At 43.8% G+C, this 18,739-nt stretch carries 14 protein-coding genes; 7 read left to right on the forward strand and 7 right to left on the reverse strand.

The window, feature by feature from the left end; all coding sequences use genetic code 11:
* Positions 1-13: 13 nt before the first annotated feature.
* The 3 genes from rseP to ACTCNA_RS05400 all read left to right on the forward strand — a co-directional run bounded on the left by rseP (position 14) and on the right by ACTCNA_RS05400 (position 2,776).
* Positions 14-1,351, forward strand: coding sequence for an RIP metalloprotease RseP (gene rseP, locus ACTCNA_RS05390; protein WP_462946875.1), 1,338 nt, complete (start codon positions 14-16; stop codon positions 1,349-1,351).
* Positions 1,352-1,395: 44 nt separating this feature from the next.
* The gene (gene tatA, locus ACTCNA_RS05395; RefSeq protein ID WP_462946876.1) at positions 1,396-1,605 is read left to right on the forward strand and encodes a twin-arginine translocase TatA/TatE family subunit; all 210 of its coding nucleotides are present in this window, start codon (positions 1,396-1,398) and stop codon (positions 1,603-1,605) included.
* A 112-nt stretch (positions 1,606-1,717) separates the two neighbouring features.
* Positions 1,718-2,776 carry a DUF4837 family protein gene (locus ACTCNA_RS05400; protein WP_462946877.1) on the forward strand — a complete coding sequence of 353 codons (1,059 nt, stop codon included), beginning with the start codon at positions 1,718-1,720 and terminating at the stop codon, positions 2,774-2,776.
* Positions 2,777-2,791: 15 nt separating this feature from the next.
* Here ACTCNA_RS05400 and metF read toward each other — a convergent pair whose 3' ends face one another.
* On the reverse strand, positions 2,792-3,745 hold the full coding sequence (gene metF, locus ACTCNA_RS05405) for a methylenetetrahydrofolate reductase [NAD(P)H] (RefSeq protein WP_462946878.1): 954 nt from the start codon (positions 3,743-3,745) through the stop codon (positions 2,792-2,794).
* 113 nt (positions 3,746-3,858) lie between these two features.
* Positions 3,859-5,445, reverse strand: a complete 1,587-nt coding sequence (locus ACTCNA_RS05410; RefSeq protein WP_462946879.1) for a sulfatase family protein — start codon at positions 5,443-5,445, stop codon at positions 3,859-3,861.
* A 102-nt stretch (positions 5,446-5,547) separates the two neighbouring features.
* On the opposite strand from ACTCNA_RS05410, the gene ACTCNA_RS05415 reads away from it, so the two are divergent.
* A complete protein-coding gene (locus ACTCNA_RS05415) occupies positions 5,548-6,669 on the forward strand; it encodes an aldose epimerase family protein (protein WP_462946880.1) in 1,122 nt (373 codons plus the stop codon).
* 481 nt (positions 6,670-7,150) lie between these two features.
* Here the strand turns inward: ACTCNA_RS05415 and ACTCNA_RS05420 are convergent, their stop codons facing one another.
* The 5 genes from ACTCNA_RS05420 to ald form a co-directional block, all read right to left on the reverse strand.
* A complete protein-coding gene (locus tag ACTCNA_RS05420) occupies positions 7,151-8,380 on the reverse strand; it encodes a cation:proton antiporter (protein WP_462946881.1) in 1,230 nt (409 codons plus the stop codon).
* Between the two features lies 1 nt (position 8,381).
* Positions 8,382-8,879, reverse strand: coding sequence for a dihydrofolate reductase (locus ACTCNA_RS05425; protein ID WP_462946882.1), 498 nt, complete (start codon positions 8,877-8,879; stop codon positions 8,382-8,384).
* Between the two features lie 153 nt (positions 8,880-9,032).
* Positions 9,033-9,827, reverse strand: coding sequence for a thymidylate synthase (locus tag ACTCNA_RS05430; protein ID WP_462946883.1), 795 nt, complete (start codon positions 9,825-9,827; stop codon positions 9,033-9,035).
* Between the two features lie 306 nt (positions 9,828-10,133).
* Positions 10,134-10,487, reverse strand: a complete 354-nt coding sequence (locus tag ACTCNA_RS05435) for an ion transporter (protein WP_462946910.1) — start codon at positions 10,485-10,487, stop codon at positions 10,134-10,136.
* A 120-nt stretch (positions 10,488-10,607) separates the two neighbouring features.
* On the reverse strand, positions 10,608-11,720 hold the full coding sequence (gene ald / locus ACTCNA_RS05440; protein WP_462946884.1) for an alanine dehydrogenase: 1,113 nt from the start codon (positions 11,718-11,720) through the stop codon (positions 10,608-10,610).
* A 219-nt stretch (positions 11,721-11,939) separates the two neighbouring features.
* On the opposite strand from ald, the gene ACTCNA_RS05445 reads away from it, so the two are divergent.
* The 3 genes from ACTCNA_RS05445 to lacZ all read left to right on the forward strand — a co-directional run bounded on the left by ACTCNA_RS05445 (position 11,940) and on the right by lacZ (position 18,091).
* Positions 11,940-13,172 carry a pyridoxal phosphate-dependent aminotransferase gene (locus ACTCNA_RS05445; protein WP_462946885.1) on the forward strand — a complete coding sequence of 411 codons (1,233 nt, stop codon included), beginning with the start codon at positions 11,940-11,942 and terminating at the stop codon, positions 13,170-13,172.
* A 292-nt stretch (positions 13,173-13,464) separates the two neighbouring features.
* Entirely contained in the window at positions 13,465-14,757 is a 1,293-nt protein-coding gene (locus ACTCNA_RS05450) for a cysteate synthase (RefSeq protein WP_462946886.1), read from the forward strand.
* 121 nt (positions 14,758-14,878) lie between these two features.
* Positions 14,879-18,091, forward strand: a complete 3,213-nt coding sequence (lacZ, locus tag ACTCNA_RS05455) for a beta-galactosidase, LacZ type (protein WP_462946887.1) — start codon at positions 14,879-14,881, stop codon at positions 18,089-18,091.
* The last annotated feature ends 648 nt before the right edge of the window (positions 18,092-18,739 follow it).

Consider the following 18,739-nt stretch of genomic DNA (forward strand, 5'->3'; position numbering starts at 1 on the left):
AGAAAAAAGAAGAATGGAGACGATATTAATAAAAACCGCCCAGTTACTTTTAAGCCTTTCAATACTGGTGGTGCTGCACGAATTCGGGCATTTTACGTTTGCCCGCCTGTTTAAAACAAGAGTCGAAAAATTTTACCTGTTTTTTGATCCCTGGTTTTCGCTTTTTAAAGTTAAAAAAGGCGAAACCGAATACGGAGTGGGCTGGCTGCCCCTTGGCGGATATGTCAAAATTTCAGGAATGATTGATGAGTCAATGGACAAGGAGGCCATGAAACAGCCACCAAAACCCTACGAATTCAGGGCCAAGCCGGCATGGCAGCGGTTGCTGATTATGCTTGGTGGTGTGCTGATGAATTTCCTATTTGCCATGGTAATTTACATTGGCGTTTTGTATGCATGGGGCGAAACTTACCTCCCTACCGAAAATGTAAAATACGGCATTGAAGTGAACGAGGTTGGCGAAGAAATCGGGTTTCAGGATGGCGATAAAATTTTAACCGTTGACAATAAGCAGGTTGAAAATTTCATGAAAATTGTCCCAACCATTGTTTTGGATGATGCCCGCTCGGTGCAGGTTAACAGAAACGGCGAAAAGGTGAATGTTGAAATCAGCGATGCTGATTTGGCCATGATGCTGAAAAGCAAAGAAGTGATGGCACCACGCCGGCCTTTTGATATTCAGGTTGGAAGAATCGTCAAAGAATCTCCGGCAGAAAAGGCAGGACTTCAGGAAGGAGATGTTTTTGTGAGTGTTGACGGAAACACTTTTGAGTATTACGACCAGTTTGCCGATTATTTGGCAGCCAAAAGTAATGGAGAAGTTACACTTACGTTGCTTCGCGATGGAAATGAAATTGAAAAAGAAGTAGGGGTTACAGAAGATGGTAAACTGGGTTTTTATCCCACATTTACCAACACTGATGTGTTCGAACTGGCCACTGTTGATTATGGATTTTTCGAATCGATTCCGGCAGGAATTCAGCGGGGGGCACAAACGACAAAAGATTATTTGAAGCAATTTAAGCTGCTTTTCCGTCCCGAAACAAAAGCGTATGAATCGCTTGGCGGTTTTGCCACCATCGGTAATATTTTTCCGTCGCAGTGGGATTGGTTTTCGTTCTGGAACATGACCGCGTTCATTTCCATTATCCTGGCCATTATGAACCTGCTGCCCATCCCCGCACTCGACGGCGGACACGTGATGTTCCTCTTTTTTGAAATGGTGTCGGGAAGAAAACCCGGAGAGAAATTTTTGGAGTATGCACAAATTGCCGGAATGATTGTACTTTTGGCATTAGTACTGTTTGCCAACGCAAATGATATAATTAAGATGATTAATGGGACTTTTTAAGTAAAAAATTCTATTTTTGTATCAGAACTTTTTAATTTTGAAACATGAATTTATTTGTAATTGCAGGATTTATCGGGCCACAGGAAATAATTATTATTTTAATTATAGTACTACTTCTTTTTGGAGGGCGCAAAATACCAGAGTTAATGAAGGGCTTGGGCACAGGAATGAAAGAATTCAAAAAAGCCACCAAGGAGAATGATGAAGAGGCGAAGGGTGAAAACAAAGAAGAACCCGAAAAAATAAACAGTTGATAACTGAAAAAGACTAAAAAATCCCGTTTATGCCAGAGTGTATGAACGGGATTTTTTATTTTATACTGGTAAGATTTTTGTTGCAGCTTTTTCAAACTAAAAAACTGATAAAATGGACATTAAAAATGTAACACGAATAGTAATACTGTTTTTTGCGGTGTTGTTTTTTTCTTCATGTAAAGACACCAATACCGGAATACATACAAATGTTACCGGAAAGGCCGGTGAGGTAGTAGTTGTAATTTCCGACGAAGAGTGGAACAGTGATATTGGCCAGCTTATTCGTCAGCACCTGGCGCAGGAACATGTCGCCCTGCCACAGGACGAGCCATTGTTCGATCTGGTTAAAGTGCCGCATAATGCTTTCACCAAAATTTTTAAAACCACACGGAATATCCTGCAGACTCAAATCTCTTCAGCTGTTGATACATCCAGGGTTGTATTTAAAAATGATGTTTGGGCACAGCCCCAGGCAACAGTTATTATCCAGGCAAAAAACAGGGCAGAGTTTAAAAAGCTTTTTAATGAGAATATAGATCGAATACTTTCCTATTTTATTAAAGCAGAAAAAGACAGGTTGTCAAATAATTATAACAAGTATTTTGAGCGGGGAGTTTATAATGTGCTGAACGATGAATTTGGTGTGACCATGAAAGTTGCTCCCGGGTTTCAGATAGCCGAACAAAAAGAGGATTTTATTTGGTTACGGTATGAAACACCAGCCATCTCGCAAGGCATTATTTTGTACACTTTTCCTTATGTTTCCGACAGTGCTTTCACCGAAAACTACTTGTTAAAAGTACGCGACAGTGTGTTGCGTGCCAACGTTCCCGGTCCCACCGAAGGCAGTTACATGACCACCGAAAGGAGAATTGAACAAGTTCAGAATATTATTAAACACAATGGCAATTACGCTTCCGAGATGCGTGGCCTCTGGCGATTACGGAACGATTATATGGGCGGGCCCTATATTTCGCTGGCTGAGCTGGATGCAGCAAATCAGCGGATAGTTGTGGCTTTTGGCTATGTTTATGCGCCCAGTAAAGATAAGCGGAATTACCTGCGCCAGGTGGAAGCCATGATTTATTCCCTGAAGCTGAACAATCAGAAAGAGAATGATTTACTGAACGAACAGGATGCCATTGAAATTGATGTTCAGGCCAACCAGTAAGTTGCCGGGGAAGAATCAGAAAACTGCCTTCACAATTTTTTTCACATTGTCCGAAACCCCGTATGTGTAAATATGGAGCGAGGGAACGTTATGTTTCACCAGTTCTTTCGACTGGTGGATAGCCCACTCGGTACCTACCTGCCTGGCTTCTTCGTTATTTTTGCATTTTGTCAGTTCGCCCGATAATTCAGCGGGCAAATCAATACTGAATATTTTGGGTAAAACAGTGAGCTGATTTTTTAAATTAATGGGCTTAATTCCGGGAATGATGGGAACATTGATCCCGATCGCACGGCATCTCTCCACAAAATCGAAATACACTTTGTTGTCGAAAAACATTTGGGTAACAATGTATTCGGCCCCGGCATCCACTTTTTGTTTCAGGTAAGCCAAATCCTGGTCCATGTTAGGTGCTTCAAAATGCTTTTCAGGATAGCCGGCCACGCCAATACAAAAATCGAGTGGGGTATTGTTTTTCAAATCTTTTTCGAGATAAATTCCGTTTTTCAGGTTTACAATCTGTTCAACCAGTTCATTGGCATGGGCATGTCCCCCGGGTTCAGGCTTGAAAATGTGCTGGTTTTTCGTACCATCGCCGCGCAGGGCAAGTACATTTTCTATTCCCAGAAAATGCAAATCGATGAGCACGTATTCGGTTTCACTTTTGGTAAAACCACCGCAAAGGATGTGCGGCACAACCGGAATTCCGTAACGGTATTGAATAGATGCTGCAATAGCAACAGTCCCCGGTCGTTTACGGGTAGTACGTTTCACAATCGACCCGTCGGGTTGCTCGTAAAATTTCACCTCATCGCGGTGTGTGGTAATATTAATGTATTTGGGATCGAATTCTGTCAGGCTTTCAACGGTCCGGTAAATCCGGCTTGTGTCGTTCCCTTTTAAAGGAGGCAGCAATTCGAACGAAAAAACAGGTTTTTTCGCAGTATTTATGATATCAATAACTTTCATTCTGTCCAGTTTAAACGCTGCAAAATTAATAAATCGTTCCGGCTTTCAGGAAATAAAATATAAATCGACAGCAATTTGAATTTTAGGTAAAGCCGCCAGTCGGTTGGCAGAAGTTATTTTTTAGCCAAATCAGGGTCGTAATCTGTTTCGTTCACCCATCCTGCAGGCACATCTTCACCCGACATGTAACGGTTATAGTAGTTTCGTACTGCACCGGCGTATTCATAGTTGTCAAAAATATCACCGTTTCCCAGGATTCTTGGGTCGCCCTGTTCTTTGAGTTTTTCTTCCATCAGTTTCGAAAGGTCTGCTTTTATTTCTGAAAAGGACTGATTGCCCGCAAGATTTGTCATACAAAAAGGGTCTTCTTTAATATGGTATAATTCCTCTCCGGGGCGTTTCCCAAAGTTCAGCTGCCAGTATTCCATTATTCCTTTATTTCGGCGGGTATCGAGAATGTAAGTTTTAGTAGGACTTCCGTCGCAGTTAAGATATCCGGTTTCAGGGTTGCCGGCCGGCCAGCGGTTGGGTTTAAAGTTGTGCAGGTAAAGGTAACCGTTGGTTAAAATACCCCGCACCGGGTAACCTTCGTCGTTGGGGCGGCCTACATCGTGACGTTCTTTGCCCACCAAAACAAAATCGCGTTCCGGAATTACTTTTCCCTGTTTTTCGGTGTTGAAATATTCGGTTAAACTTCGGCCGGTTACCGGTTGCATTCCAACCTGTTCTGCAGTCAGCCCTGCCAGTTCGAGGTAAGTAGGTGTAAAATCAATAAAATTCACAAAGTCGTCGACCACACGTCCCGGGTTTTTAATTCCGTTGGGCCACATTATGGCCAGCGGCAGATGGTTCGAATATTCATACACCTGGCCTTTGATGCGTGGAAACGGCATCCCATTGTCGGCCGTAACAATCACCAGTGTGTTGTCGAGTTCCCCGATTTCATCCAGCTTTTGCAGCATTTTTTGTAATTGTTTGTCGAAATATTCAATCTCGAAAGCATAATCGAGCATGTCGGTTCGCACGGTATCAACATCGGACCAGAAAGTAGGAATTCCATCTACTTCAGCCATGTTTTTTCCACCTTTTTTTATACCTGATTCAAATTCATAACGCCGGTGAGGCTCGTGGCTTCCATACCAAAAACAAAACGGCATTCCTTCCGGTCGTGCTGCCAGAAAAGCATCGAAATTTTTGGCATAATCTACATTTGAAATGCCGTTTGTGGGCGGCGTTGTTTTAAATTCATCGAACTTGGTTCCGGCCAGTTGGCGTGGTTTTCCGTTTATTTCACCCGGATCACCCGGGGCCCAGCCTTTTGCGGTGGCGCCTACCCAGTAACCGTTTTCAGAAAGCGCTTCGACATAGGTTTTAAATTTAGCCGGGAAATGGGGCGAGTGATTGGCGGCTTCTTCCAGTTGCCAACTGTTTCGACCTGTAAGGATGCATGCCCGCGAAGGCGCACATTTGGCGTTTGGCGTGTAAGCTCGCGAAAATAAAATTCCTTCTTCTGCCACACGGTCGAACGCCGGGGTTTTTACCCAATTGCAACCATAAGCGCCGAAATGCTGCCACGATGCGTCGTCGGCTATGGCAAATAAAATGTTGGGGCGCTTTGCCGGTTCCGGTTCTTGCTGGCAACCAGTGAGTAAAAATAGAAAAACGAACAAGGAAGCTGATAAAAACGAATGTAGTTTCATGGTTGAATTCATTTTAAAATCTAAAATACTTTTATCTGAACTTTCAAAGTGTAAATTTATCGCTTAAATTAGCAGATTCGTTCAACAAATCAAAAATTAACCATGATGAAGAAAATTGCTGTTTTATTGGTTTCAATCGTTTTATTATCGTGTTCAAATGAACCTGCGCTTATTGATGAATCTGATTTTGGAGGTGTAATTGACGGGAAAGAAGTAATCCTGTTTACCCTGAAAAATGATAACGGAATTGTTACGCAGATTACCAATTTTGGTGGCCGGGTGGTCAATCTTTGGGTACCCGATAAAAACGGCAATTTCGAAGATATTGTTATAGGTTACGAAACACTTGAGGGATATCTCAACTCCAACGAAATTTATTACGGAGCACTGATTGGCCGTTACGGAAACCGGATTGCCAATGGTGAGTTTATGTTGAACGATACCATTTATCATCTTGCTCAGAATGATGGAGATAACCATTTACATGGTGGCGTTAAAGGATTTAACGATGTGGTTTTCGATGCAAACCAACCCGACGAAAATACGTTGGTTTTAACCTACACATCGCCGCACATGGAGGAAGGCTACCCGGGCAACCTGGATGTAAAAGTGCAATACCGGCTTACCAATGCCAACGAGTTGAAAATTGAATACTGGGCTACAACTGACAAAGCTACACCGGTAAATTTAACCCACCACTCCTTTTTTAACCTGAAAGGTGCCGGGAACGGAACAATTAACGACCATCTCCTGCAGATTAATGCCGATTTTTACACTCCGGTAAATGACGGTTTGATTCCTACCGGCGAAATTGTACCAGTTGAAGGAACTCCAATGGATTTCAGGGTGCCGACTCCCATTGGCGAGCGGATTGACGCTGATTTTAAACAACTGGAGTTTGGCAAAGGCTACGATCACAATTGGGTGCTGCTGCCTTCCGCCGACGAAGCGCTGACTTTTGCCGCGAGGGTACTGGAACCCAAATCGGGACGTACGCTCGAAGTTTACACAAACGAGCCTGGATTGCAGTTTTACAGCGGTAATTTCCTCGATGGTAGCGACACCGGGAAATATGGAAAAACCTACGAGCATCGTTCGGCTTTTTGCCTCGAAACGCAACATTTTCCAGACAGCCCGAACCAGGAAAATTTTCCTTCAACTATTTTAAACCCGGGAGAAGAATACTATTCGGTTTGTGTTTATGAGTTCGGGGTAGAAGAGTAGTGCCAATTTACGCACTGCTTTTCTGAAACTGATTGGAAAATACGCCCCACCGGGATAACGTTTCCAGGTTTTTTCTTTCCACACTGAGTTGTTGTAAATCCACGCCAGTTGGGTCCGGTGATTTTTGGACAGTTCGGGATCCTGTTCCCGCGCCTTTAAAAATTCTGCCTTAAATTCCGGATGATCTTCCAGGTATTTCAGTGCGTTTCCCTCAAATCCGTACGATGAAAAATATTCGCGCTGGTCGAGGATGTTGTCGAAAAAGTTCCACCGGAAACTCCTTCATTGCCATCGATTCGCGAATTCCGTCGGTTCGCAATTCCTGAATGTTCTTGCTGTTTCCGGAAGTGTATTCTGCCAAAACCTGAATAAACTGGTAACACGATTTTACACGATCGGGGTAGGGTTTGTAGATTTCATTTTCAACATTGAAATTAAAATTGAAGGAACAAATGTAATATGAATTCGTTTAAAACAGATGTTATTCTGAATTTTCAGCGTTGGTTTCACCCGCTTTTTTTAGGGCATGAACAGCGGTAAGCGGCCCTATAATTTCATGGAAAATGGCACTACCCATAACAACTGCGAGTAGTGTATCTGAAATTTGTGAGAAATCAGGATTCTTCGAAATCAGCAGCGCCAGCCCAATTACAATGCCTCCCTGCGGAATAAGCCCGCCGGCAGTGTATTTCCTGACTTTTATGGGTGCTCGTCCCCAGATAGCTCCAAGGTGTGCTCCAAAGTATTTACCAGTGATTCGTAAAACGACAAACACAGCAATTAGGTAAGCTGCTGCGGGAATTGCAGTAATATCCAGATGCAACCCTGATAAAATGAAGAAAAATAAGAAAATAAGATCTTCTGTGTATCGTTCAATGATTTTAAAAAGAAATTTGCTTTGTTTATTAAAGTTGGTAATAAAAGCGCCGGTTGCCATTGCCGCAAGCAATTCGTCCAGTCCCAAAAGATTTGAAATTCCAAATGTAAGGATGATAAAAGCGGAAAGTAAAACAATCCACTGGCCTTCACTTTCAATGTTGAAAAATCTGGAAATTATTCCTGTAAGCCATCCCAAAATACCTCCGGTAATAATTGCCCCAACTATTTTGTAAAGCGCATGGAAAAGAGAGCCACCAATACTTGCATCACTGTTGCCTGCTATTATTGAAGCCACTGTAACCGAGATGCTAAACAGAAAAACTCCCATTGTGTCGTCAAGTGCTGCCACTTCCATTATGGTATTGGAAACAGCGCCTTTTGCGTTGTACTGATGCATAACAGCAATGGTAGCCGAAGGATCGGTTGGGCTGGCCAAAGGTGCAATTAGTAAGGCAAGGACAACGACCCACTGACTGCTTAAAGAAAATATTTCAGGGAATAAAAAACCGGCACTGCCCAGCAAAATCAAGACAAGGAAAAATGGTGTAAGGCTTTCGAGTAAAAGGATGCGGGACAGTGTTGATCCGTAATTTTTGAGTTTACTCCATTTTAATGAGCCACCTACTTCAAACGCAATGAATGCCAGGCTGACATCGATTAACGGTTCGGTTTTGGTGACCATTCCTTCTTCAAGAAAACTGAATGTGTGCGGACTGAAAAGTATCCCGGTGGCGATGTAACCTATAATTCTTGGCAAACCTGCTTTGTCGGCTAAAAATCCAAGTGAGTAGCCAATAATTAACAGCAGCCCTATTGCCAGCAGAATATTCATTTTATATTTTTCTTCTCAAATTTAAATAGGAATAGTTGAACCCGTTTTTTTCATCGAAAAAATCTTCGCGTGCAGTTTCATCCCACTCCGAAAAATTGATTTCAGGGAAATAAACATCGGCATCAAAAGGCTGGTGCACCAGTGTGAGGTAGAGTTTTCCGGCCAGCGGGTAAAACTGTTTGTAAACCATTCCGCCGCCAATTACAAACGCTTCTTCGTCATTTTTTACTTTTTCAAGTGCTTCCTGAATAGAAAATACAGTTTCGCAGCCCGGGAAATTGTCATCCGGTTTATCGGTAATAATAATGTGCCGGCGGTTGGGGAGCGGCCATTTTGGCAACGAAAGCAACGTGTTCCGGCCCATAATCAGGCTGTGCCCGGTGGTGATTTCCTTGAACCGTTTCAAATCGTTTGGTAAATGAAACAGCAGGTCGTTGTTTTTGCCAATGGCAAAATTTTCGGCAATAGCCACGATAATTGAGATATTTTTATGAATCATATTTATGAAATTACAATATTCAATACGCAATATCCAAATAAGCTCCAAATTCCAATTTTAAAATTTTCAAACGGTCTGAAACTCAATTGTGATTTGAGTTTTGTAATATTGGAACTTAACTGTCATTTGTAATTTGTTTTTTGGTGCTTTTTTTTAAACCGCCACCTTCCCTTTTATATGCGGATGCGACTGGTAGCCCACCAATTCGAAATCATCGTATTTAAAATCGAAAATGTTTTTGACATCCGGGTTGATTTTCATCGTTGGCAGCGGATACGGCTCCCGGGTGAGCTGCAGTTTTACCTGCTCGATGTGGTTGGAATAGATGTGCACATCGCCCGAAGTATGCACAAAATCGCCTGGTTGCAATCCGGTTACCTGCGCCACCATTAGCGTGAGCAAGGCGTAGGAAGCGATGTTGAACGGAACGCCCAAAAATACATCGGCACTGCGCTGGTACAGCTGGCACGACAATTTTCCATCGGCCACATAAAACTGAAAAAGAATGTGACAGGGCGGCAGGTTCATTTTGTCGAGTTCGCCCACATTCCAGGCGCTCACAATGTGCCGGCGCGAGTTGGGATTGTTTTTTATGGAATCGATCACCTGCGAAATCTGGTCGATGTGCCGGCCGTCGGGTGTTGGCCAATTGCGCCACTGGTAGCCGTAAATATGGCCCAGTTCGCCGTTTTCATCCGCCCATTCGTTCCAGATGCGCACGCCGTTTTCCTGCAAGTATTTCACGTTGGTATCGCCCGCCAAAAACCACAGCAGCTCGTGGATAATAGATTTCAGGTGCAGTTTTTTTGTTGTGACAACCGGAAAACCCTCGTTTAAATCGAAGCGCATTTGGTGCCCGAAAACACTGATGGTGCCCGTTCCGGTGCGGTCGCCTTTTTCTGTCCCGTTTTTCAGGATGGTATCCAGAAGGTGCAAATATTGTTTCATAATTTACAAGTTAGAATCAAGACACAAGATTATGAGACACAAGAAAGGAATTCATTTTTCTCTGTGTTTCAAATTCTTTAATCATGAATATTTTTATCTTTTTTATCGGGTTTCTTATTAATGAAATCCAACAAACACTTCACAAAAATAATCAAATCAATTTTTTTGTTTCATAAAAATCAGTTTTAGATATCCACAACTATTGAAGTGTTGTTAACCGGGGACATGGATTTTCCGAAATCCGTGAACAGGACATGGATTTTCCAAATCCATGATTAATGAAGGAGTTGGAAACTCCTTCTCCCTTCAGGGATTTAACTTTGCACCACACTTTTTGCAGTACTCCGCATCCAAACTATGTGAACCAATCAGGATCAGGCTGAGATAGGTGGGCAAAATTGACAGAAAATCAATAATTCCATAAAAGCTGAATATGTATTTCCGGGGTTTTCTGACCACTGCAATCCGTACAAAATATTCAACAGTGAAAATGAATGTGATAATCCACTCCAGGATAGTCAGCAGTTCGCCGTGACTTTGCCTGATTCCGGGAGCGCTTTCAAGCATGACCAGCACCACGCTTACCAAAATTATAATCAGCAGAATAATGTCGAATACTTTTCCTGCCCGGGTATCGGCTTCAAAAATGATTTCGTAAATATTTTTTTTAAGTGGTTCATTCCATTTATTTCAGGTTTAAAGATAAGCGAATGAAACCAAATTAAAAAAGCCTCCTGTAAAAGAACAGAAGGCTTTGAAATATTTGATTTGGTTAGATTTTTACAACACAGTTTCTGCTTTTTCGAAAGGCAGACCGAAAGCTTCGGCAACTCCCTGGTAAACCACTTTCCCGTTTACCACATTCAATCCTTTGCGTAATGGAATGCTGTCGGTGCAAGCCTGTTTCCATCCTTTTTCTGCAATTTGCAGCGCGTAAGGAAGCGTAGCGTTTGTAAGCGCGATGGTAGAAGTACGCGGAACGGCTCCCGGCATATTTGCCACGCAGTAGTGAATGACGTCATCGATGTTGAAAGTCGGATCGGCGTGCGTGGTTGCTTTTGTGGTTTCAAAACAGCCTCCCTGGTCAACAGCCACATCTACCATAACTGTTCCCGGACGCATGGTTTTGAGCATGTCGCGGGTAATCAGTCGCGGAGCTTTTGCCCCCGGAATCAGTACCGCCCCGATTATCAGGTCGTGCGTTTGTACATAATCGCGGATGTTGTAATCGTTGCTCATCGAAGTTTTTACATTTGCCGGCATAATATCGTCGAGGTAGCGCAGGCGTTTCAGGTTGATGTCCATGATGGTAACATCGGCACCCAGTCCGGCAGCCATTTTAGCAGCTTCGGTTCCTACAATTCCACCGCCCAAAATCAGCACTTTTGCAGGTGCAACCCCGGGAACCCCACCCAGCAGTACGCCATACCCGCCAAACGTTTTTTCGAGGAACTTGGCACCTTCCTGTACCGACATGCGTCCTGCCACTTCGCTCATGGGCACAAGCAACGGCAGCGAACGATCGTCGAGCTCCACGGTTTCGTAAGCAATGCAAACCGAACCATTGTCAATCATTGCTTTGGTTAATTTTTCCGACGATGCAAAATGAAAATAGGTAAAAAGCACCTGGTCTTTTTTAATCAGTTTATATTCAGGCTCAATGGGCTCTTTCACCTTCATTATCATTTCGGCAATGCCGTAAACATCTTCAATGGTCTGCAGGATTTTAGCGCCCGCTTCTGTGTAGTCTTCATCCTTAAAACCACTGCCATTCCCGCCACCCGACTGAATATAAACTTCATGTCCGCGTTTAACCAATTCTGCTGCACCTGCAGGAGTAAGTGAAATGCGATTTTCATTATTTTTTATTTCTGTTGGAACTCCAATAATCATAACCTGATAGTTTTAATTGTTCAGTCCAAAAATAAAAACCTGCAGCTTACCAAAATATGATAAATATTAAGGATTTATACCACCAATGGTTTTGTGCAACAGGTGAATGTCAATTTGAAAGTTAAGATTTTACTAATACACTGAAATGAAATTTTTTATTATCTATTGTTTTCAGATTGATACTTATATCTTTGTTCCCTTTAAAATATATTTTACAACATGCCAAGAGTTTCAGAAAGAGGAAAGGCCATGCCTGACTCGCCCATTCGAAAATTAGCGCCACTGGCCGAACAAGCTAAAAAACGGGGAGTTAAAGTTTATCATTTAAACATTGGTCAGCCCGATTTGCCGACCCCGCCGGAAGCGCTTGCAGCAATTAAAAATATCGATCGCAAAATTCTGGAATATACTCCCAGCGAGGGGATTCGTTCTTTTCGCGAAAAACTGGCGAAATATTACCACAAATTTAAAATTGATGTTGATGTTGATGATATCATTATAACTGTCGGCGGAAGCGAAGCGGTGACTTTTGCGTTTATGAGCTGTCTCGACCCGGGCGATGAAATTATTGTGCCCGAACCGGCCTATGCCAACTATGAGGCGTTTGCCATTGTGGCTGGCGCGGAAATTAAATCCATTGCTGCCAGTATTGAAGATGGTTTTGCATTGCCCCCGGTGGAGGAGTTTGAAAAATTGATTACCCCGAAAACCAAGGGGATTATGATTTGCAATCCCAACAACCCGACCGGCTATTTATACACGCAGGAGGAGATGAACAAAATCCGCGACCTCGTGAAAAAGTACGACCTGTACCTGTTTTCCGATGAAGTTTATCGCGAGTTTTGCTACACTGGTTCGCCGTATATTTCGTCGTTTCATCTGGATGGAATCGAGCAGAATGTGGTACTTGTTGATTCGGTTTCAAAGCGTTACAGCGAGTGCGGACTGCGAATTGGGGCGCTGATTACCAAAAACGAAGAGGTGAAACGCAATGTACTGAAATTTTGCCAGGCTCGTTTGAGCCCGCCGCTTATCGGACAGATTGCTGCCGAAGCGTCGCTGGATGCCGACCCGCAATACATGCTCAACAATTACAATGAATACGTAAATCGCCGGAAGTATTTAATCGATGGCTTGAACCGAATAGAAGGAGTGTATTCACCCATCCCGATGGGCGCATTTTATACTGTGGCGCGAATGCCGGTCGATAATGCAGAAAAATTTTGTGCCTGGCTGCTTGCTGATTTTGAGTACCAAAACGAAACTATTTACCTGGCACCGGGGTCGGGCTTTTATACCGCATCCGACAAAGGGATAGATGAGGTGCGGATTGCCTACGTGCTCAACCGGCAGGATTTGGCCAAAAGCCTAAAAATTCTGGAGGAAGCGTTGAAAGTTTATCCGGGAAGTAAAGTGCGAAAAACCGTTGTTGCAAATGATGAAATGAAATGATTTCTTGCTGATAACGGCAGTTTCATTTTTCAATGATTCCGATCTACCATCGTTCGGGTTCGGAAGTGATGAGATGTGAGTTAAACAGGCTTATTCTCTGACAATTTTTTCTATCTGGAAAAATATAACTGTTTTATCAGGTTACCCCGGCAAAATTAAAACTTGCCATTACATTGACCATCTCGCACTGGCTTGCCTGCTTTACAAAATAATTCTCTTCTTTTAGAGGAATCCAAATCTTTTTTGTCAACACCAAATTATTACTTTTGTGGTTTACTGAAAAATCAATATAATGAACAGCACGTTTGCGAAAACCAATTACCTTCTGCAATCTGTAAAATCGGGAAAAACTTTTGAAGATGCCGGCTGGATGCTGGATGCACCCAATGAAAAAGATCCCACTTTGATTCGGGCTATCTATGAAAAAAAGCAACTTGAGGTGAAAGACGATTCATGGGGACTTTACAAGTTTGCTGACTGGCTGCCGGTGAGCCGCACATTAAAAGGATCGTCGGCTCCGGTTACTTATAAAAGCGAAAAACTGGCGGCCGAGCTCGGTTTGAAAAACCTGTGGATTACCTTCAGCGGTTACTGGCCCGAAAAAGGTACAACTATGACCACCTGCAGCTTTAAAGAAACCGAAGCCTATTCAGTTTGCGGAAGAATGACACCGGAAATGAATAAAATCCTGGTGGTTGCCTCGGCCGGAAACACCTCTCGTTCGTTTGCAAAAGTTTGTTCAGAAAATAATATCCCGCTGCTTTTATGCGTGCCCGAAGACAATATTGATGCGCTTTGGTTTGAAGAGCCGCTCAACGACTGTGTAAAACTCATCTGCAGCCGCTCGGGAAGCGATTATTTTGATGCCATTCATCTTTCGAATATAGTTGCCGGCCTGGATGGGTTTATTCCTGAAGGCGGAGCTAAAAACGTGGCCCGCCGCGACGGAATGGGCACAACTGTTTTATCGGCAGCCACTACCATCGGGCATATTCCGGAATATTATTTCCAGGCCGTTGGAAGCGGAACAGGCGCTATTGCAGCGTGGGAAGCCAACCTCCGTTTGCTGGAAGACGGTCGTTTTGGCAAAAATAAAATGAAACTGATGGTTTCGCAGAATGCGCCGTTTGTTCCCATATTAAAAGCATGGAAAGCCGGTTCGCGTGCTATGCTGCCGCTAGATGAATCACTGGCCCGCAAACATGTGGAAGAAATCGATGCCAAAGTGCTTTCAAACCGGAAACCGCCTTATCCAATAGCCGGCGGTTTGTACGATGCGCTGAAAAATTCCGGCGGCGATGTGTTGATTGCCACCAACGAGCAAGGCAGGGCTGCGGCAAAATTATTTGAAGAAACAGAAGGAATCGACGTTCATCCTGCAGCAGGCATAGCAACTGCTACTTTAATCAATACAACTCACCAGAACCAAATTGATAAAGAGGCGCTAATTATGCTGAACATTACCGGCGGGGGTGAAAAACGGTTTAAAACTGAAAAAAACCTGCACTACCTGAAACCCGATATCGTTTTTGATATTGAACCCGATCCTGCTTATGTAGGAAAAAAGGTAACAGCACTCTTCTGAATCCTGGATTCTTAAATTACCAACTGCTTTAAATTTTACATTACCTTTGGTATAGGTGCAATACCTCATTTTCTCGTCAGAATAGAAAGAACTAATTAGTAAATAAATAAAAATTCCTGCCATGGTGAAACGAATGTATTTAACGCTGCCCTCATTGATTTTTACGATCCTTGTCCTTGCCTCATGCAACCGGTACACCAATTATTCCGATGTACCTTATGAAGAGAACGATCCACCGGCGTGGGAAGACCCCACAGTGTTCCAAATCAACAAGTTGGAACCGCGGGCACATTTTATCCCCTATAAAACCGTTGACCAGGCCCGCGCCAAAGATAAATGGCAATCACCTTTTTTGCAGTCGTTAAACGGGACCTGGAAATTCAATCTTTCCCAAAACCCCTCGGAACGGCCCTACTGGTTTTTCAAAGATGATTTCGACACCCGCGACTGGGACGAAATTAAAGTTCCGTCGAACTGGGAACTGGAAGGCTTCGACTATCCGATTTATACCAACGTGACCTATCCGCACGAAAAAACTCCGCCTGTCATTCAGGATCATTACAACCCGGTGGGTTCGTACAAGCGTACGTTCTCCATTCCATCCGACTGGGACGGCAAAGACATCATTCTGCATATTGGCGCTGCCAGCTCAATGGTAAATGTTTGGGTGAATGAACAATACGTGGGATACAGCGAAGACAGCAAAACTCCTGCAGAATTCAATATTTCCAAATTCCTGAAACCCGGGGAAAATTCGCTTGCCATCGAAATTTTCAGGTGGTCTGATGCTTCTTATCTCGAAGACCAGGACTTTTGGCGGATGAGCGGAATCACCCGCGACATTTACCTTCTGGCCCGAAATCCACAGCAAATTAAAGATTTCAAAGTTCTCTCCGGGCTTGACGAAACCTACACCAACGGTCAGTTCTCACTCGTCATCGATGTGTTAAACGAAGGAGAAAGTGCCGGTTCAACGGAGGTTGAAGCTGTACTTTACGACAATGGTAACGAATTGGCAGCTTTTTCAGAGAGTGTAAGCAACGGAAAACAAAGCATTCAGTTTGAGGAAGAAATACCCGACGCAAAAATATGGTCGGCTGAAATTCCCAACCTATACGAACTGATTATTACCCTGAAAAACAATGATGAAATTGTGGAGGTTATCAGGCAGGATGTAGGCTTCAGAACAATAGAAATTAAAGATGCAAAACTTTATGTAAATGGCCGGTACGTTTATATGAAAGGTGCCAATTTACATGAACATCACCCGGTTAATGGCCATGTGGTTGATAAAGAAACCATGCTGAAAGACATTGAGTTGATGAAATCGCATAACCTGAATGCAGTACGCACCTCGCATTATCCGCAACCGGAACTCTGGTACGAACTCTGTAATGAATACGGGTTGTACATCATTGACGAAGCCAATATCGAATCGCACGGAATGGGCTACGGAGAAGAGTCGCTTGCAAAAGACGAAACCTGGAAGCAGGCGCATCTTTACCGCACCAAAAACATGTATGAACGCGACAAAAACCAACCAAGTATTGTCATCTGGTCGCTGGGCAACGAAGCTGGCAATGGTGTGAATTTTATGGCCACCTACAATTACCTGAAAATGGCCGATCCAACACGACCGGTGCAGTACGAACAGGCTCACGGTGGCGAAAACACCGATATTTACTGCCCCATGTACATGGGCATCGACCGGATGGAACAGTACGCCCGGGGCAATCCCACCAAACCGCTCATTCAGTGTGAATATGCGCACGCAATGGGAAACAGTGTGGGTAACCTGCAGGATTATTGGGATGTGATTGAAAAATATGATGCACTGCAAGGTGGATTTATCTGGGACTGGGTCGATCAGGGACTGCTGACAACCAACGAAGAAGGCGAAGAATTTTTTGCTTATGGCGGCGACTTCGGGCCGGACACCGTTCCTTCCGATGGAAATTTCTGCCTCAACGGTTTGGTAGAACCCGACCGCACCGTAAAACCCCATTTACTGGAAGTAAAAAAAGTGTATCAATACATCGGTTTTGAACCGGTTGATTTGCAAAACGGCGTTTTCAGCATCAAAAATAAATATGCTTTCCGAAATCTTTCCGAATTCAATTTTGAATGGAATGTAACCGGCAACGGCGAAACCATCAAATCAGGTGAACTTGAAAACATTAACCTGAACCCGGGAGAATCGGAAAATGTAACGGTTGATTTTTCGCTCCAACCTGAAGCCGGAGTGGAATATTTCCTCAACATTTCAGCCAGCCTGAAAGAGGATGACGGATTGGTTCCTGCCGGCACCGAACTGGCTGCCGAACAATTTGAGCTGCCTTTCTCTGCTCCCGCAGAAAAAATAGAAGTTGCTGAAATGCCGGAAGTTTCAGTGGATGAAACCGATAATAAAGTAGTCGTTTCAGGTGAAGGTTTCACCGTAACATTCGACAAAAATTCAGGCCTCATTTCAAGCTACAAAATGGGCGACCGCGAATTTCTGCAATCCGGCCCGGTTCCCAATTTCTGGCGCGCACCTATCGACAACGATTTCGGAAACAACCTGCACAAACGCAGCCGGGTGTGGCGAAAAGCCGGCGAAAACCGCAAAGTGGAAAGTGTGAGCGTAAGTAAGAAATCCGAAAATATAGCAGAAGTAGTTTACAATTTCAACCTGACAAATAACGAAGGTGAGGAAATTGCTGATTACCAGTCGAAATATTCGGTTTACGGCTCGGGCGATGTACTGGTGGAAAATCATTTCAAAATGACCCAGGAAGACCTCCCGGAAATTGTCCGGATGGGAATGAACCTGGTGATGCCGCGCGAATATGATCACATGACCTGGCTGGGGCGTGGTCCGCACGAAAACTACTGGGACCGCAAAACCTCGGCATTCGTGGGGCTTTACGACGGAGATGTTGCCGACCTGGGCTGGGAATACCTGCGTCCGCAGGAGAATGGCAACCGCACCGATGTACGCTGGGCAGCCATTACCAATTCAGAAGGTTACGGGTTGTTCTTCGACGGCAGACCACTGCTAAGTGTAAGCGCACACCACAACCTGCCGGAAGATTTTGAATCGATGGAACGCACCGACGGCCGACAGGTGGAAGGCGTGCGTGTGGAAAACCGCCACACCACCGATGTAAAACCACGCGATTTGACTTCGGTAAACATCGACTACAAACAAATGGGAGTAGGCGGCGACAACAGCTGGGGTGCCTGGACGCACGACGAGTACCGCCTCACTGAAGATGAATACAGCTATTCATTCAGAATGAAAGCCATTACACCGGAAGAAGATCCGGTAAAGCTCGGGAACCAGGAGTTGTAATAAATTTCTTTTGAGAAGAAAAAGCCGCAGGGAAGTTATTCTGAGCCTCTGTGGTTTTTTTATTGCTGATATCGATTTACAATTGTTGCCAGCTCTTTATATTAAAAGTATAGCATTCCGGAACATTTCAAAAATTAGTTGGACTAAAAAAAATTATGAATTTTAACGGCTAATTTCACTGCCGGGAGCCTTCATCTTTGCCTTGAAGCAAAGACGAAGCAGAAAATTCAAGGCTGATTTTCATCTTCAACCTCCATTTTCATAAAACTTAACTTCGGCCGGGTGATCTCCTCGTAAACTCGGAGCTTCCCGGTCTCTGTAAAGTTTTATTTTAATTCCGGTTTTGATGAAAATAGGCCACAAGACTGCAAAATTTGCAGCGTTCTGAAATCTTGATGAAATCAAGATAAGCGCGCGGGCCTGAAAAAAATGCGGGCCGGGGTGGGCGTGAACCAACTTTCCGGCTGAAGTTGCCGTAATACGTAAGCCGAAAAGAAAGTCGGGAGCGGGGAGAAGCTTATTTTTTTCTTGATTCTTTTGTTACTTTTCTCATCTAAGAAGAAAAGTTAAAACCACGCTGGCATCGATTTGCAATCTGTGTCTTATTATTTCTACCAACTCTCATCCATCACATGATGTAAGCCTTTT

Source organism: Tangfeifania sp. (genome assembly GCF_055108615.1).